At 65.4% G+C, this 19,835-nt stretch carries 1 protein-coding gene (cut by both window edges); it reads left to right on the top strand.

This entire window lies inside a single protein-coding gene on the top strand: locus AEQU_RS06380, encoding a hypothetical protein. The 74,247-nt coding sequence extends 29,403 nt beyond the window's left edge and 25,009 nt beyond its right edge, so the window shows coding positions 29,404-49,238 — codons 9,802 (complete) to 16,413 (partial); the first codon wholly inside the window starts at position 1. The start codon and the stop codon both lie outside this window.

Below are 19,835 nucleotides of genomic sequence, written 5' to 3'. Positions count from 1 at the left end.
GGCGACCCGACGCTCATGAAGACCGTGGGCGAGGGCGAGACGGCCACCCAGGCGAAGGGCCCTGCGGCCGCCAAGGGCCGCAAGAACGTGCGCGTGGAGTACTACGTGCCGCTGCCCTACGCCAACGAGGAGGGCTCCGATGACGCCACGCGCCTGCAGCGCGCCATCGACGCCTACCCCGAGGGGGTTGACGTGGCCTATGAGGACACGACCATCGCGCCGGATCCGGACGACGATGAGGCCATGCCCACCGTGTCCCGCCGCGTGCTGGGCGCCTGGTTCGCCGAGGATCAGGACACGAAGGCGCTGACCACCTTCATGGAGGGTCGCACCCACATGGTGCTCGGCACCGCCAACAAGTTCAGCGGTCTTGCCCAGGGCGACACCGTGGTCGAGAACCGTGGCGTGTACGACATCAACCTGTTCCGCGAGGCCACGGCCATGCGCTGGACCTACTTCGACGTGCCCGCCACCGCCAATGGGCTTTCCGCCTTCCATCTGGACGACGTGGTGCTCGATGGCGTCGTGCGCTTCACCGACACCCGCACCATGGGCGAGGCCTACAAGGACATCGCCAACTACTTCGACGGCACCTGCTCGGTGGACGTGGCCTACAACCACTACCACAACGAGTCCACGACGCTGGACTTCAACGGCCCGCTCTATAAGGATGACGTCATCCAGGGCGACCAGTTCGGCGACGCCGTCTCCCAGAACGTGCAGCACGGCACCTGGCAGACGCTCCAGAACGAGTGGAACAAGACCGGCGCCATCCGCGTCTATCGCAAGAACCCCAACGCCCAGTTCCAGAACCAGGTCTTCCAGACCGAGGGAGAGGCCACGGGCGCCTACAACGAGAGCGCGCCCCAGAAGACCGGGTACGTGGCCGGCGAGACCTTCTGGTACCGCGACACCATCTACAACACCAAGATGGCCCCGGTTCCCAACAGCTTCAGTTCCAACTGGATTTACGACGAGGCCTCGAAGACCTACACGTCGGGCAACCAGGGACGCCACGGCACCACCTCCACGATGAACGTCACGTTCACGCTTTACAACCGCACCGATGTGTCTTGGGATTGGTGGGTCGAGTCCGAGTCGGGCTACGACTGGCTGTATTGGTACTGCAACCGCGACGACGGCACCCGCGTGAACACGGTTGATCGCCTCATGGGCGGTCCTACGGGTGGTCACTATGTGCTGACCCTCGATCCGGGCACCTACACCCTCTCGTTCAACTACCGCAAGGACGGCTCGGTCAACCGGGGCCAGGACTGTGGCAAGATCTCCAACCTGACGCTCTCGAACACGACCGGCTCCACCCCCGAGGTCTCCGATGACGACGAGACCCGCGAGATCAAGAACAACCTCGTCATCGATGGCACCAACGAGGGCAACACCGGCGAGGGCGAGCTGTACAACCCGGTGTTCTTCGAGCGCATCCCGCTGGACTACCTGCGCCAGGCCGCCGGCTACAACTCCGCGCTCGGCACCGGCGAGGTGGCGGATAAGATCGGCTCCAAGATCGATACGGCCTACCTGGAGGGCGTGCTGAACACGCGCGACGAGAACGGCACCCTGAAGTACATCAACTGGACCAACCGCTACGGCGATGCGGTGACGGCTCAGCGCACCCGCGGCCTGAAGGTGAAGGTCACGCTCGTCGGCACCGAGAAGAAGACGCCCGACTACGGCGGATCGATGAACTACGTCTCCCGCGAGCTGGGCATCTGCACCAACGGCGGCATCAATAACCCCTGCGTGAACGGCGGAAGTGGCGTCTACACCTGGGGCAAGGCCTACAACGACATCGACCCGCGCGGCGCCAACGTCTCCAACGAGACCACCTTCGGCCTGTTCAAGATCGAGCTGGTCGTGGACGACCAGTATAAGGATAGCGAGAACAACGGGCCCATCTACGATCCCAGCGAGAGCCGTTTCGTTCCCGAGAACGAACTGAATACGGGCTCTCAACTGAGCACCTACGACACGAGCCTGCGCCCGGTGGACCGTCCCGACTACACCTCCTCGGTGATGGAAGTGGGCGACATCCTGTCCATCGCCTTCCCGGTGCGCGCGGCCGAGGAGAACCTGCCCCAGGTGTACAAGAACCTGGATGACTCCACCACCACGGCCACCAATGCCGACGGCACGCCCAACACCACGGGCGCCAAGCCGGCCTACCTGCCGCGTCTGGGCGAGTACTACTTCTCCAGCTACCACCTGCACTGCGGACACGCCGGCTGCGCGGCGGGCAACTTCTTCACGAACCCTGGCGTGGGCAACCCCGCCTTCGGGCTCTCGAACCCCATCTGGGGCACCAACCGCGTGTGCACCGAGAACGTGATGATGGATATGGACTCGCTGCTGCACGAGTCGGCGTTCACCACCGACAAGCCCAAGCACGTGGACACCTGCGACATGTTCAACCATGCCTACACGTTCGTTCCCGGCACCGCCTCCAACGTGCTGCGCTCCTCCGGCGGCTACATCCACGAGAGCGCCACGAGCACGATGAGCTGGACGGCCAGCAACGACTACGGCTCCTCGGGCTCCAACGGCCAGTACGTCGATGCCGATGTCATCACGGCCAACTACCGCCAGAAGGTGAGTTACCTCACCACCGGCACGCCGACCACCTCCACGGTGGCCGCGGCCAAATCCGGCCTGCCCACGCAGTTCTCGCTCGTGACGCAGAACCAGTGGTCGCTCTCCTCCGGCGGGCGCACCACCACGGGCAACTACGCGCGCGACACGTTCACCTTCGAGCTTTCCAGCCGTATCGCCGACGTCCTGGCCGCCACGACGGCCACTAAGGCCGCAACCCAGGGAGCTACCGTGTCGGTGGCCCAGGATACGGCCACCGAGGTGTCCGCCACCCCGCTCGTGTGGTCGCAGACGCGCCTGCACATGCAGAAGGCGTGGCTGGCCACCACCTCCGAGATGGTGAGCTCCTTCGACGACGAGTACGGCGCGGCCAACGCGAACGACGACTACCAGGCCGCCCGCCGCTACAGCAAGGATGCGCTCGTGTCCACCAGCTCCTCGGGCTCGGCCGTGCGCAACACGCTCGTGCCCGGCGGCGCGGACGTGAACTTCCGCGACCCGTCCAAGGACGTGTACGACAACCGCCAGAACAACCTCACCAACCACCAGCTGAACGACGATCCCGAGATCGAGTTCGGCCAGTACGAGGACGCCCTCGAGCTTGGCCAGAACTACGTAAGTCAGCTGACCGCCTACAACTACGGCGACCGCAACCTCGACGGCGTCGAGTTCACCTACATCATGCCGCGCGGCGTGGAGCCGATTCTGAACGAGGACGGCACCGTGAAGGTGACGGCCGAGCTTTTGAAGTCCGTCAACGGCGTGAACAAGGGCGGTCGCGCCGAGGACGTCTACGGCAACACCGTGAACACGGGCAAGACGGCCAACGACGGCGCGCCCTACGTGGACGAGACCTACGAGGCCATCCCCGCCGATCTCATCGACATCGAGATCGTCCAGACGCCCTACGGCGACTACCACGGCTACGATGCCGCCAGCGCCAAGCAGGATCCGGCCGTCTACCGCGAGGGCAACGTCATGACGGCGGCCAGCGATCTGTCCGCCCATCCCGAGGCGTCCACCTACACCGCCGTGAAGGCGGAGGGGACCGGCTACGCCTCCGGCGACAAGATGGACGGCGATCGCATCGTGGCCGATGCCGACAAGATGCGCGGCGCCGCCTACACCCAGTCGAGCCAGCCCTGGGTGCTGAAGATCACCGTGAAGCAGGATCTCGGCAAGTGGTTCGGCCGCGCGTCGGCCGCAGCCTCCGCCACCGATCCGGCGCCCGTTTCCCTGGCCGAGTGCTACGCGGCCGGCGGCTACAAGATGCGCGTGAACGTGTCCAGCCACATCTTCGGCAACAACGAGGACGAGGCCTGGTACGACCGCCTTCTCACCGCCCCGTGGGACGACGAGGCCAACATCGACCGCACTTTCGATGCCGTCGTTCCCGGCACCGCTGCCACGGACGCCGCCTACGAGGCCGTGGCCGACGCGGCTGCCGAGACCGGCGCGCTGTACGTTGCGAACGAGGACGGCACCTACCGCCTGGCCACCGAGGCCGAGCGCGCCGATACGACGCTGACCTTCTACAAGAAGACCGCCGAGGCCGCTCCGGCCACTGCGGAGAAGAAGCCCTTCAACGCGAGCGCCTACTACCAGATCTACGACGTGGACGTCTACGAGGGCAACGCCGCCCTGCGCAGCCGTCGCCAGAACGTTCAGCCCTACGGCATGGACTACAGCTGGACGCTCATCTCGCCCGGCCGCCTCGGCGTGCACGCGCCCCTTTACGGCGAGTTCTACGGCTCCTCGAACTTCCCGGCCATCAATGGCTACACGGTGATGAACAACTCGGTCGTGACCGACGAGGTCGCCGCCGTAAGCGAGAGCCAGAAGGCCTTCAAGAACCTGGGCCTGAAGGTGACCGACACCGACCAGGTGAACTACAACGACGCCCTGAAGGGCGGCGTGACCCTGTACGCCCAGACGGGCACCCACGCCGTCATGCGCAAGCCCTTCGTGCGCGTGTGGAACACCGTGTCCGAGTTCGTGCCCGAGGTGGGGGAGACTTCCGATGCGGTGGCGGCCGACAACGACACCTACTACGTGGACACCGAGGCGGATCGCCGCCAGGTGAACGTGCATGTGGAGAACCGCTACTGGCTCGCCGAGCAGCCCTACATCTGGCAGAGGAACGTGGGCCGCTACTACTACACCTCCACGGAGACCTACGACTCCCAGCCGCGCAACAACTACGCGGTGGACGGCGGGAGCAAGGGCTCCCTTACGCTGCCCGTGGTGACCGTCGTGCTGCCCTACGGCGTAGCCCTCTACTCCAAGAAGACCGGCCAGCCCTACGCCATCGACGGCAAGAACGGCAAGGACGACACGATCAACTGGCACGTGAACACTGAGGACTGGGACATGTCCTACGTGGTGGGCGCCGATGCCGACAACTACGAGAACCTCGGCAACGCCACCCATTACTTCTATCAGTACTTCGACGCCATCGACGCCACCTTCGCCGCCATCGATAAGGACGATGCGCTGCTCGACGACGCGACGGCGAAGCTCTACCGCCCGATGGCAAGCGACGCCACCAAGTACGAGGAGGTGCCCGCCGCCGACCGCGCGACCGCTGTGGCCGCTGCGAAGGCCGGCACCGACACGCTCTACCAGATGACCGCCGAGGCCGTGGCCGCCAAGTACGAGCCCGTGCCCATGGACGAGGCCGCCGATTTCGCGGGCCAGCTGTTCGTCACCGCCGACGCGGCGCCCACGGTGCCCGATACCGACGGCGACGGGTACGTGGAGTACACCTACGACGACGCGACCGGCTACACCCAGCTGAACTCCGTCAACGACAACATGTCCGCGGCCTACAAGGAAGCCAACTGGGACGCGACCTACTCCTTCGAGGCCGTCACCACCGACACCGGCGCCCAGGAGTACCGCTACGTCCTGCGCTTCGAACCCAAGGCCGACGGCTACAACGACCCGAACGACCTGGTGACCCAGATCGTCAACGGCGGCCTGGACACCTTCAAGTTCAACGTGCTCACCTACGACGAGCCCAAGATGGGCCTCGATCCGAAGGCCATGACCAAGAGCTACGAGAACATCCGCGCCTACGTCACCTCGAAGGTGGACGGCTACAAGTACCTCACCGACGAGGACGTGACCGTCTACGGCGCCACCAACCAGGGCCGCATCGACCAATCCAACGGCACCTCCAGCATCTCGGTCGTGAACGCCAGCACCCAGAACCCCTTCACGGTGGGCGCCGAGGCGCAGCTCACGCGCGACAAGAAGCTCTCGTGGCTCACCTACCGCGCCAACCACAGCAACTGGACGTCCATCACGGGCAACACGCTTACCAGCTGGAATTTGGCCACAGGCTGGTATAACGCCGACAAGCGCCTCGATGCCACCCAGAGCACCTACTACACCTACACCGCCGGCTGCGACTGCGGGCACTTGTTCACGGTGACCCCGCACACCGAGGGCTTCATCCCGGCCAAGTACATCCGCACGGGCGACTCCACCACCGGCGTGGCCGTCGCCGAGAAGGTGCCCCACAACTACCTCATCGGCTTCAACGGCCATTACGTCGAGGCCACGGGCACGAGCCGCATCCCCAACGCCATGGGCGGCGTCAGCCTGGCGTCGCTGCCGCTGGTGGGCGCGGACACCCTGAAGAAGGACTACGAGGGCAACGACCTTACTCCCCAGCCCGTCCAGGGCAAGGGCCTCACCGTGGGCGACTACACCTTCGCGGCCAACGCCTACGGCCTGTCGACGGCGACGACGAACGCCCTGAACGGCCATCGCGACAACGGCACCGGTGCGGTAGGGGAGGCCCTGCTCGCCGATGACGCGCGCGCCGCGTTCGCCGATAGCGCGCCCACCCACGACGAGAAGTTCGTGAACCGCGCCACGGGCGTGGCGGCCACCCACCGCGATGCCGGCGTGTACTCCACCGTGAAGCTGCGCACCAAGGTGCCGACGCTCAACGTGTCCTACGAGGTGGAGGCCAACCCGCTCAACCGTCCGTCCGATTCGGGCAAGGACTACTCCGACAAGACGGCCGCCGACTTCAAGCCGGGCACCGAGGCCACGGGCGCCGGCGCCGGCGAGGGGTCGGTCGTGCACACCGACGGCTCGGTCATCTCCGCGCCCATGAGCCGCATGATCAACGGCAACCTGGTGACCGACCGCATCATGAGCGACACCAACGGCAACGAGCTCATCAAGGTGACCGAGACCAAGTACTCCGAGACCCACATCGTCACCGAGATGGTGGAGAAGAACGCCGCCGGCGTCATGCAGAACTACGCCAAGCGCGTCGTGAACGGCAACCAGGTCACCGTGACGCTGAAGAGCTACAAGGACGGCGCGGTGAACTGGTCGCTCGTGAAGACCTTCGATCTGTCGCTGCTGACCGGGGAAGTGGACGTCACCGAGGCGAAGCTGTACGCAGGGGATGTGGACGCCGGCGGCACCCATGTGCTCACCGAGAACTACAAGCGCACCCGCAAGGTGACCTACAACCCGCTCGCCCCCGACACCTCCAACGAGGCCACGGGCGAGTCCGCCTCCGGCGTGACCTTCTACACCATGGACTACGAGTACTCCCCGGCGCCGGTGGGCACCCTGGAGACCCGCTACGTGCTGCGCGATGATCCGAACGCGCCGTTGGGCAAGAAGTACGTGGAGGAGAGCCAGGTTGCCGACCTGACGGCCGAGGAGACCCGCTACGTCCGCGAAGAGGTGTACACGCCGCTCGATCGCACCACCTCCGCGCTCGCGATGGCCATCGCCGACCATCGCAAGCTCTACGTGGGCGACGGCGCCGCCTTCGCCGAGATCACGGTGAAGAAGCGCAAGCCGGTGGAAGTGGAGGAGGAAGACCCCTTCAGCTACTTCGACTACAGTCTCGAGGCCATTCCCGACCAGAGCGCCATGGGCGCGGTGTTCTACCGCTACAACGACACTGCCAAGCGCTTCGAGAAGGTGACCATCACCTCGGCCACGCAGCTCGCCCACTACGCGTCGGATTCCGCCGAGGACATCTACGTGAAGCAGGACGTGAACGGCAAGGCCATCTTCGTCCGCGCGAAGCTGAAGGCGACCGACCAGGGCTTCTTCGACGACTACTACTACACCGTGGAAGGCGACGTGGACGAGAACAGCAAGCTGGTCGAGTACGAGCTTGCCAAGGACCTCAACTTCTTCGAGCGCGTCGAGACCCAGGTGCCCAACCCCGAATACATCCCGCCGACCACCGGCGGCGACGACAAGGGCGACGGCGAGGGCTCCGGCTCCGGCGGCGAGGGCTCCGGCTCCGGTTCGACCGGCGGCGACGACGGCAAGGGCGACGGCGGCGAGGAGACGCCCGAGGTGCCCGAGTTCATCACCCAGGTGAGCTGGGTGCCGGTGACCATCTCCAGCGTGAACCTCGACCAGTACGTCGGCGCCTCGGCCAAGGTGCTCTACAAGCAGACCGGCGTCGACGCCGAGAACAACCCCGTCTACGCGAAGTCCGTCATCGCCAAGCGCAATGTGGACCCGCGCACGAAGTACACCTACTCGGTGGAGGGTCTGGGACGCCTCGTCCAGCGCGGCAGCACCTACCTGGAGCTCGTCTCGTTCGAGGTGGAAAAGAAGGACGGCAACGGCCAGACCATTCTGGACGAGAACAACAAGCCGGTGAAGGAGACCTTCTACCGCTACGAGATGCCGGTCAAGCAGCCCGCCGCCGACGCAGTCGCGGCCGATCTGGGCCGCTTCAACGGCGAGGGCGAGGACTTCTACACGCTGAACGTGGTCGATGACGACTTCGTGGGCGCCCAGAGCGTCTCGATGCTCATCGACGGCGCCATCCAGACCAAGAAGGTCATGCTGAGCAAGAAGGTGCGCGGCACCGACAAGCTCGGCGACTACCTGGAGGCCGAGGCCGACCAGCTCTACACCACGGTGTCCATCGAGGGCATCGGCGAGGTGTACGTGCCCGTCGAGCTTACCCGCGTGAAGGACGAGCCCGAGCCCACGGTGCCCGACGCCTACGACGACTACCTGTTCTGGCGCCACCAGACCGTCTCCGACGTGCGCTTCGTCATCACCCGAAACGTCGAGTTCAAGATCGGTCTGGCCGACCCGGCCGTGCCGTGGAAGACCGGCGCCAACGGCCTCATGACCGTGAAGAACCGCACTGACGGCACGACGCGCGAGGTGCAGTACGTCTACGACGACACCGAGCTCTCGGCCACGGCCGACACCTTGACGCTGCTCGTGAACAACACCACGGGCGAGGTGCGCGAGCTGCCCGTGCGGCTGGACGCGTCCGGCAACATGATCATCTACGACGTGGACGGCGCCGGAAACAAGACCGGCACTCTGAACGCCGCCGACTGGACGATTGCCGCCTACAACAACGTGCTTCTGTACGAGACCGACAAGGAGGGCGACCTCGTCGATGAGTCCGGCAACAAGCTGCCCGAGGGCGGCGAGCCGGTGCCGATGGATCGCACGAAGTGGGAGCCGGTGCCCTACACGTTCACCGGCCACCGCGTCGACGGCCGCACGCTCGCCTGGACGAGCCAGAACGACGAGTACTACCTCTACAACGACATCCAGTACGATCCGGAGATGCTGGAGAAGTTCGGCATGGACAACAGCTGGATCGAGCACGACACGCTGTTCCTCCCCAGCGAGGAGAAGGACGCCTGGCAGTACAACGAGCATCCGTGGTTCGCGGCCACCGTGCTGAACAACGCCGATGCCCTGGATCCGTCCGAGTACACCGACATCGTCGAGGCCCAGGGCAATTTGAAGCATGCCAAGCTCGTCTTCGCCCTGCACCTGCCCCGCGAGGTCACCTTCTTCGACGACAGGATGCTCACCGACGATCTGAAGATCGCCAAGCAGTACCCGAACCTCTACAAGTGGATCGGCGAGGACGATACGTACGGCTACAAGAAGGGCAGCGACGACTACGCCTTCTACGTGGAGCGCCTCTACAAGGACCGCAACGCCACCACTGCCGACATCGCCGCCGGCGAGTACGTCGTGGACAAGAAGGACAACAAGCTTTTCGAGACCGATGCGACCGGCAAGGTTGTCACCGACGCCGAGGGCAACCCGGTGCCCAAGGCCACGGCCGACAAGGCCGCCGGCGAGAGCGTCTTCAAGATCGAGCGCCTGACGCCCCAGCAGATGCTCGACCGCGACTGGACGGTGAAGGTAACCTATCAGCCCAACTACAACGACAACACCTACGCGACGAGCGGCACGCTGGCGAATCGCGGCGGCCAGAGCAACGCCCACTACGGCAAGCCGGACACCGACCAGGCCTCCGACACCGTGGACTACCGCGGCCTCATCAATGATGTGCTCTCCGGCACCCGCACCGATATGCAGGGCGTGGGCGAGTACACCACGGTGAAGAGCCAGAACCACGAGGGCGAGGTGGTCGTGTTCGAGATCGCCGCTCCCGACGACGCCACCGACCGCGAGTTCGCCGAGTTCGACACCTTGCTGAACGCCTACTACGCCGGCGCCCACTGCGACGGCTATCTGGGCTACAACGACTCCATGACCCTGAAGGTGAAGACCCGTCTGGACAACCTGGGCGACACCGAGACGGCGCTCGACGAGGGCCTGTACACCGACGGCGTGCTGAAGTCGGTGAAAGACCAGCTGGCGGCCATCTACGCCTGGGAGGGCGAGGCGTCCAACGTCTACGCCACGGCCCACGAGACGAAGCTCAACTGGCTCTCCGACAACCCGGACGATGCCGCGTGGGACCACATCTACGACGGCGACGACCTGACCGACACCGACACCGGCAACCTCGGCAAGGACGAGAACGGCGACGACGTGGAGCTGGGCGCGGGCGGTAGCGTCAATGAGGGCACCACGGCCAACAAGCCGAAGCTCAAGGAGGCCGCCAAGACCCTCATCGGCACCTCCTTCCACGGCCAGTCGGTCAACCGCTTCTTCCGCGCCGGCAAGAAGGCCGAGGACAACCCGTATTCGAACACCAACTACGACCGCGACAAGGACGTCGACGACCTGTACGTGACCGCCACCTCCGGCTGGTTCCACATCCGCAAGCCGTCGGCTTCCGTGCGCACCGACACCAAGGAACTGCGCAGCCTCATCTACAACTCCGACATGAAGGTCTACACCGGCCAGGACGTGCAGCTGAAGGGCTCCAACAACTTCTACGTCACCCAGGCCGTCAACACCGGCGGCGCCGTGAACACCTTCGTGGTCGATTGGCAGGTGCCCTTCTGGGCCACCGCCGCGGCCGACCCGCAGGGCAACGCCATGACGGTGAACAACGCGCCCTTCGAATCGACCAACTACGCCGTGGGCCGCATCCAGTCCGCCTTCCAGAAGGTGTCCACCGGCATCTGGGAGGTGCCCGGCGCCAAGTACGATGCCACCTACACGCTGGCCGGCCGGACCATCAACTTCGATGCCGACGGCAAGGCCACGGCCGTGGTGCCCGAGACGGGCGCGAACGGCGAGACCGTGGCGAACACCCGCGAAGTGAAGCTGGACGCCTCGGGCAACGTCGTCTACGCTTCCACCGGCGCCACCGTGCCCGGCGTCACCGTCACGCGCGAGGCGTCCAACGACGCGGCCAAGGTGGAGAAGCAGCTGCGCTTGTTCATGTTCGCCCGCGTGGTCTCCGCCGACCGCACCGATCCGATCAACGCCTACAACGAGCAGAACGGCGCGTCCTACATCGACCACGAGAACTTCGCCCTGTCCGGCACCGACGCCGACCGCGACTACTGGTTCGGCGAGGACGACATCGACGAGGTCTTCGGCGGATCGGCCGACTACAACACGGCCGACGAGCAGACGTGGATCCAGATCGGCGAGAAGAGCGGATACGCCATCTCCGACAAGAAGAACGAGGTCATCGACGACGGCTTCCTGACCGGTGCCTACGAGGGCTACCAGGTGCGCCAGATCCGCTGGGTCGTGAAGGCCGTGCCCGTGCGCGAGGTTAACGGCACCACCGTGGCCGACGTGAACGACGACACGCTGTCGACCAAGGTGGCCGTGCCCCACGGCTTCCGCCTGGATACCGACGCGGTGCCCGACGACACCGGTAACTTGAAGGACACCAACGGGAACACGATCGAGGTGGCCGGCAAGCAGGAGGCCGACGAGTTCGACCCGCTGCGCCTGAACGTGGGCTGGGGCTATCGCAAGAACGCCTCGGGCCAGGTGATGATCCTCGATTCCGCGGGCAACCGCTACCCGGACACCACGGCCAAGATGCCCGCGTCCATGACGAACGCCACGCCCATCGTGAACTTCGCCACGTCGCTCGTGAACACGCCGTCCATCGGCCAGGGCTCCCAGAACCCGCCCGAGGACGGAGGGTCGATCTACGAGGCCGATCCCGACGTGCACGTGAACCACTTCGTCTCCGCCACGCCGCGCTACGACGACACGAAGTACATCGAGGGCGAGCGCAGCCGCGCCGGCTTCATCCGCACGCCCGAGTCCCCGGTGCTCTCGCTCGAGCTCATCCAGGGCTATTTCGCCGGCAACGGCACCTCGGGCTACCAGTGGGCCACCGGCGCGAGCACCATCGACAAGGGCTCCTCGCGCATGATGCGCTACCGCATCATCCTGACGAACCTCTCCGACGACCAGATGGCCGCCCTGAACTTCAAGGGCTACGATCAGGACTACTGCGCCAACCCGCAGATCTCCGAGGTCCTGCCCTACGTGGAGGGCTTCGGCTCGGCCGTGGACATGAACGACGCCAAGCTGCACTACGTCGACTACGACGACCTGTTCATGCCCGAGGATCTGGAGAACGGCATCGGCTCGCACAGCGTCTACAAGAGCCAGTACAAGTACTTCGACTGGAACTACAAGTCGGTGAAGGTGGGCAACAAGCCCCACAGCAACATCGATGCCGAGCAGCCGCTGTGGACCTACTACGTGGCCGATATGAACGACTACCTGCAGCCGCAGACGGTGCTCTACAACAAGACGTCCTCCACGCCGCAGCTCACCCAGCCCTCGCTGACCCCGCGCGAGACCTCCTCGTTCCGCATCGAGGACAAGGCCGCCGGCGTTGATTCGGGCGCGAACTACAACCGCAAGATGCTCAACTGGCGCTTCACCGGCGCCACCACGGCCGGCGAGACCGACCGCGGCATCCTGGCTCCGGGCGAGGGCATCGTCATCGAGCTCATCATGCCCATCGAGAAGGAGGCCTCGGACATGCTCTCCGAGGACCTGCTGACGACGTCGGCCTACGGCTACAAGCCGGGCAACTTCAAGCCCTACACGCCGGCCACCTCCGACAACGACGGTTCGACGCGCGGTCTGGTTTCCGACACCCGCGACGTGAACCTGGACGGCCAGACGAGCCAGTCCATGGTCATGATGCAGCTGAAGGCGCTCGAGTTCACCGGCGACGCCAACGTGTCCGCCACCAAGACCACCACGAGCCAGCTGGAGAACCTGGCCGCCTCCGACACCAACGGGCCGGCCGCCGTCCCCGAGGGCACGAGCTACAGCTACTATGCCTCCACCGTGAACCCGGAGACGCGCTCGTCGACCTCCAACGCGTCGCGCTACTCCAACAACGTGCTCTACGACGTGCTTCCCTTCGAGGACGACACCGACATCATGAACCACGACAACCGGGCCTCCCGCTCGCGCGACTCCCAGTGGGCGGGCTGGCTTAAGGACCTCGATTCCATCAAGGTGAAGCAGTTCAGCGCCTACGACACCGACTCCCCGGCCGACGGCAGCACGCTCGTCGACGGCCGCGACGTCACCATCTGGGTCGGCCCCTACCAGCGCAACGCCGCCACCGGCGCCATCGAGCTGGCCGATGAGAAGGACCTCCTGTGGCTGTTCGGCCATGGCGAGCAGATCATCTACGGCCCGACCTATCCCTCTCAGGACGATCTGAACAACAACCGCTTCACCCTCGACCAGCTCCAGGACTTCACCAAGGAGGAGGACGACCGCTTCCAGACCTTCGAGGACGTGCGCCTGGGCAAGTACGAGACCGTCGACGGCACCTACAAGATGACCAAGACCGCCGACGAGATGAAGGCGTCCTACAAGCTCATCAAGCTCTCCGAGCTGAAGGACTACCTGGCGGCCTACCCCGAGGAGGCCGACGAGCTCACCCGGGGCCTGCGCGCCATCTGGGCTCAGCCCGAGGCGAAGATGTACGTGCCCAACAAGGGCTACATGCGCCTGGTGTACGACCTGACGGCGCCTTTGAACCTGCCGAAGTTCCTCGGCACCAAGACCGGCGACCCGAAGATCGACCTCATCACGCCCACGGATACCAGCGTGGTCGTGGAGAACCGCGAGCAGGCCCTGAACAAGGCGAACCTGCTGCGCTCCACGCTGCAGTGGAACACCTTCATCTCCCGCGTGAACCAGACCGAGACCGGCGACGCCTCCGGCGTGTACTTCCGCGAGGACGTGCGCGCGGGCGCCTTCATCGACGCGCCCGACGAGCGCGGATACTTGGGCGACTACGTCTGGCTCGATCCGGACTGGTCCGGCACGCCCGAAGACGACGTGAAGACCGGCGCCGACGGCAGCTCCGCCTACCAGACCTCGGCCAACGGCCGCAAGCTCATCCGCGGCGTGCAGACCGACGAGAACGGCCAGATCGTCTACGACACCGTGCCCCTCATGGGCACCGGCGAGGCGGTTTCCGACGGCAAGGGCGGCTACCGCGACCAGAACGGGCTGAAGGTCAACGAGAAGTGCGAGCGCCTGATGAGCGACGGCACCCCGATGACCAAGCAGGTTCGCCGCACCTTCGACAACTCGAAGTACGCCAACGGCGCCACCCGCCTGAAGGACCTCGACTACGACGCCGAGGTGGAGGATCCCGGCATCAACAACGTCAAGGTCGAGCTCCTCAACGAGTACGGCAACCCCGTCAACCGCGACGGCGAGGTCGTCAAGCTCGTGAACAACGCCAAGACCGGCTTCCAGGACCGCTGGGTCATCTGCGACGCCCGCACGGGCAAGGAGGACTTCGACGCCTGGGGCAACTACATCAACGCCGACTCCGGTGCGCCGTACGTCTGCTACACCCAGACCGACTACTACGGCAACCCCGGCTACTACATCTTCTCCGACCTGAAGGCCTCCTCGGGCTTCGAGCAGATGCGCTACCGTCTGCGCTTCACCTTCCCGGAGGAGTACTACAACTACTCGCCGACGACGAAGTCCATCGGTGACGCGAACCTGTACGTGCAGCAGAACGACAAGGATCTCACCATCGAGCGCGTCGAGGCCGACCATGCCAACGGCGTGGACGCGGCGCTCGTGGTCACCACGGCTCCCTTCGAGGTGCAGCCGGTGGCCTACGACAAGGCCAAGGTGGGCGACGGCACCCTGGATACGGTGCATCAGGCCTACGACCAGAAGATGACCTCGCTGAAGCTGGGCATCGCCCAGGGCGTCACCTTCGAGGGCGTCACCTACCGCGACGACATCCTGGCCGACGGTACGCCGGAGGACGACAAGGACATCAACTCGCTGCTCGACTCCATCTCCGTGGGCACGGGCGGCACCGAGGCCCAGATGGCCGGCGCCACCCAGGTCGACGAGAAGCGCCTCGAGGGCATCCGCGTGAACGTCTACGAGTACGAGGACGGCTCCATCAAGAACATCGCCACCGATGCCGACGGCAACATCGCCTCGGTGGTCACCGACGAGACCGGCTTCTTCCGCTTCCGTCTGAAGGCGGGCAAGACCTATATCATCCGCACCTCGGAGACCGTGGCCAACCGCCTCATCAAGCCGACGCTGAACACCTGGACCAACGATGCGACGGCCTACCAGCGCGACGGCTTCTACTACGACGGCACCAACGTGCTCGTGGCCGACAACGACCTGCGCTACGTGTCCGGCTCGGCCCGCACCTACCCGCTCGTGGCCGACCTGCCGCTCGTCTGGCTGGACAACCGCGGCAACCCGCTGTACGCGGCCGACGGCAGCCCGGCCGAGCTCACGCTCTCCGCCGACGGCAAGACCTACAGCGACCAGGACGGCAAGACCTACAACGCCGACGCCGTCAAGTTCAAGGCCATCTACCACGATGCCGGCAACAAGTGGATGGGCTATGCGCGCCAGGACAAGCTGGCCCTGGGCTACATCGACGGCACCAAGGGCTATCTGGGCAACAACGTCTGGGAGGATTCCAACTACGACGGCATCCAGCAGGACGACGAGCCCGGCGTGGGCGAGGGCCCCGAGAACGGCGGCGTGCGCGTGAAGATGGAGACCTGGTACTACGCGCCGGTCACCTCCACGATGAAGTACCAGCAGGCCACAGACGCCAATGGCGATCCGGCCTGGAAGATGAACGCGCTCGGCAAGCCGATCCTCGACGCCGACGGCAACAAGACCCCCATCATGGAGTGGGTCATGGAGGACTCCGAAGAGTACGCTTGGCAGCTGTACCCGGGCGAGGCGCTGCGCGAGGCCTACTCGGGCGATGCGGCCGCCGCGGGCACCTACCTGTTCCGCGACGTGTCCACCTACGTCATCGACCCGCGCGATAAGCGCACCGGCATTGGCGACGACTACAAGACCAAGCGTCTGGCCGGCTACCGCCTGCGCATTGATCAGGACGACCTGAACGCGCTCGACGAGGACTACGCCGTTACCGTGCGCAACGCCTTCCTCACCAAGGACGGCCAGGCGGCGGGCCAGTCCATCGACTCGGATTCCGACGCCATGACCAAGCCCGTGTCCACCACCGTGCTGCGCCAGGCGAACTCCGGCCAGAGCGCCTTTGAGGACACCACGAAGTACTACATGAAGGAAGGCGACAATTACACCGAGCTTAAGGAAGGCTTCGAAGGTACACGCTACGTGATGGTCAAGGACGGCGATAAGAAGATCTACGTCCAGGTTGAGGGCCGCCCCGTGGCTAATCCTGACGCCGCTGATGGCGACGACGGGGACGACGAGCTGTTCGACGGCACCCAGTACATCGACGGCACCAACGACGAGAACGCCTCCACGCTCACCTACTACCTGAACGAGAAGGGCAGCCAGGTGGAGCCCGGCTCCTTCGAGGACGCCTACATCGTGCTCTCCACCATCGGCATGCACTCCGTGACGGGCCACTACCGGGCCGGCGTGACCATGCCCAACAGCAATGACCCGTACCCGACCGACGAGCTTCTGCCCTTCAAGGAGCTCTACGTCGAGGCCCCGGTGGATATGACGTTCACGACCACCTATCGCAACGAGACGGACAAGCCCCAGACGATCACCATCACCGATCCGTTCCCCGAGGGCGATGCCGTGAGCTTCACCGGCTCCACCAGCAGCCTCGGCGGCGCGGGAGTCGAGGGCACCGACGGCGATGGCAACAAGGTCGTCACCTTCGGGCCGTACTCCCTGCTGCCCGGCGAGTCGGTGACCGTGACGGCGAGCTACTACCTGCGCACGGTGAAGACCATCGCGCACCACGCCATCATCTCCGGCGGCGAGGAAGGCGACATCGAGACGAACACCGTCAGCTACAAGGTCAAGCGCGATCTGGACAAGCTCGTGCCGGTGCTGCCGCTGTACCAGTCCTCGATGCTTACCGCCACGCAGCTCGTCAACCGCGAGACCGACGAGAGCGGCGCCATCAAGGTCGTGAGCCAGCGCACGCCCACCTCCACCGTGGGCAATTACACCGGCATGACCTACCTGGCCGCCAAGGCCGCCATCGAGAGCGCGGGCCTCACGCTCGGCCGCGTCACCTTCACCACGGACTTCGCCGCCGCCGGGCTGCTTACGGCCCCGGCCGCGGGCACCGTGGTGGGCCAGACGCCGGGCGCGGGCCTTACGCGCTTCGGCTCCCAGGACGACCTGGTCGACCCGAACATCAAGACGGACGACTCCAACAACCCCTACCCGCAGGGCGGCAAGCCCCTGAAGACGGGGCTTACGGGCGACCCGGTGAACCTGGTGATCTACGGCACCATCTCCAACCTGAACCCGGTTTGGGGCGGTGACGAGAACCCGGCCACCCCGGGCATCAGCTGGCCGAACCTCATCGAGTCCTCGGACAACAAGGTCTACGGCAAGCAGCGCCACGACGCCGACGGCAACCTCACCGACGTTTACTCCCAGCTCATCTCCTTGGGCGGGGTGGCCGTGAACCGCTATGCCGACACCGACGCGGTGGAGGCGGCCTTGGACGGCCTGTGGGCCGACGTGACCGACCGCCGCAAGGTGCTGCAGGCCAACCCCAAGCCCGCCGTGCCGCCGACGCCGGACGAGCTGCGCCCGCCGACGTGGAACGACACCAACCTCGACGGCATCAACGACAACTTCGACGCCAACAAGCCCGAGAGCGACACCAACGTCAAGAACCCCTACACCGGCAACCCGAAGTACGCCGAGGAGAAGTTCTACGACGAGATCAAGGTGGCGGACAAGACCAAGCCGACCTCGGTCGAGCGCCAGCGCGCCCGCGAGAAGGCCCGCGAGGCCTGGTCGACCGACTGGAACAACTTCCTGGGCAAGTGGTACTCCACGCTCGGCTTCTGCTACTACGACATCAACAAGGAGCTCGTTGCCGTCACGCAGAACAATATGACCACCAACGTGTACACCCAGCCCTACAACAAGGAAGGCATCATCATCACGGGCGGCACCGAGGAGCAGGCGTTCCTCATCTACGAGGCCGCCTACAACGGCGACGACTCGCAGTACTTTGAGCTGAACCGCCCCGACGACAACGGCAACAAGACCACGACGGCCCGTCCGAACCTCACGGAAGAGGAGACCGGCGAGGGCGGCGCCCATAAGGGCGAGTACACCTTCACGTTCCCCGGCTACAAGGCGATCTACGACAGGCTGCAGAGCAACTACGAGAAGGCCCTGGCCGACTACAACGCGGCGCTTTCGGTGTACAACAAGCTCAACGACGAGTACACCAAGTACAAGGCCGACTACCGCAACTACCTGAAGGAGAAGGAGGAGTACGAGACCGAGGAGGACTACGGCTCCGGCAAGATGTACTTCGGCGCGGCGCACACCATCTACGACTTGGGCGACGCGGCCCGTCTGTACAACTGGGATGCGGGCCTGCTTCCCGTGCCCCGCTCGTCGATCACCGGCAAGGTGTGGGACGACTCGTTCTACGAGACCGACGAGAACACAAGCGATGCCGCGGCCCGCGAGCGCGCCTACAACGGCATCCAGGACGACGGCGAGCCGGGCCTGCCCGATCAGGTGATGTACCTCACCCAGTGGTACTACCTGCCGCTGGCGAACCTGAACATCAACGAGGGCGACGGCATCGTCGAGCCCGACCAGGGCGAGGCCTCCGACGAGAGCTTCCGCTTCACCGTGGACGCCGAGTTGGCCGCCCTCGCCGCCAAGGGCGAGCTCGATGCCGCCGACAAGAGCGCGCTGGCCGGAAAGGCCGCCGCGGCCGGCGTGCCCGCGGCCGCCATCGAGGCCGAGGCCTTCGAGGCCGCCTCCGACGGCTCCGGCTTCTGGGTGCGCAACCTCGCCTTCGGCACCGACAAGCTGACGAGCAAGAAGAAGCACGAGCCCATCATGGACGAGGCCACCGGCGAGCAGGCCATCGACGGCAACGGCCAGCCGATGTTCGACGACACCCTGGTGCCGCGCTCGGCGGGCGCCTGGAACGTGCTCGACGATGCCGGCAACGCCACGGGCATCATCGCCACCAAGACGGCCGACACGCGCCGCTGGATGGAGGACGTCCTCGATCCGGTGACCAAGGACGTCATTGGCGAGCAGGAGATGACCGACGAGTCCACGAAGGGCGTCTACACCTTCGACAACCTGCCGGCCGCCTACACCTCCGAGGACGGCTCCCACTACCTGGCGAGCTACCGCGTGGAAGTGGGCGAGCTGAACTACACGAGCACCGACGAGACCACCTTGGCCGACGACGAGGCGTGGCTGCTTACGCGCTTCCACAAGCCGCTGGCCCAGGAGGTGGAGGGCGATCCGCTGGCCGGGACCAAGCTGGATTCCGACGCCGACTCCGACGTGGAGACGGTGCTCGACGGCATCGCCGTCACGGCCCAGGATTCCGTCGTCACGCTCGACGGCGCCACCCACGACGGCACCCGCGCCCACTCCGGCCACATCATCCTGGCCGAGCGCGCGGGCAACACCAAGTACAGCAATATCGACAAGACCACGACGGCCATCGACCTGCAGGCCTCCAAGGTGACCATCCCCGTCTCCGATGTGGTGGAGAAGGCCATCGA

Source organism: Adlercreutzia equolifaciens DSM 19450, from assembly GCF_000478885.1.
In the GTDB taxonomy this organism is placed as follows: Bacteria; Actinomycetota; Coriobacteriia; order Coriobacteriales; family Eggerthellaceae; genus Adlercreutzia; species Adlercreutzia equolifaciens.
Note: the sequence above shows the minus strand (reverse complement) of the source record. Positions and strands in the feature narration are given on the sequence as shown.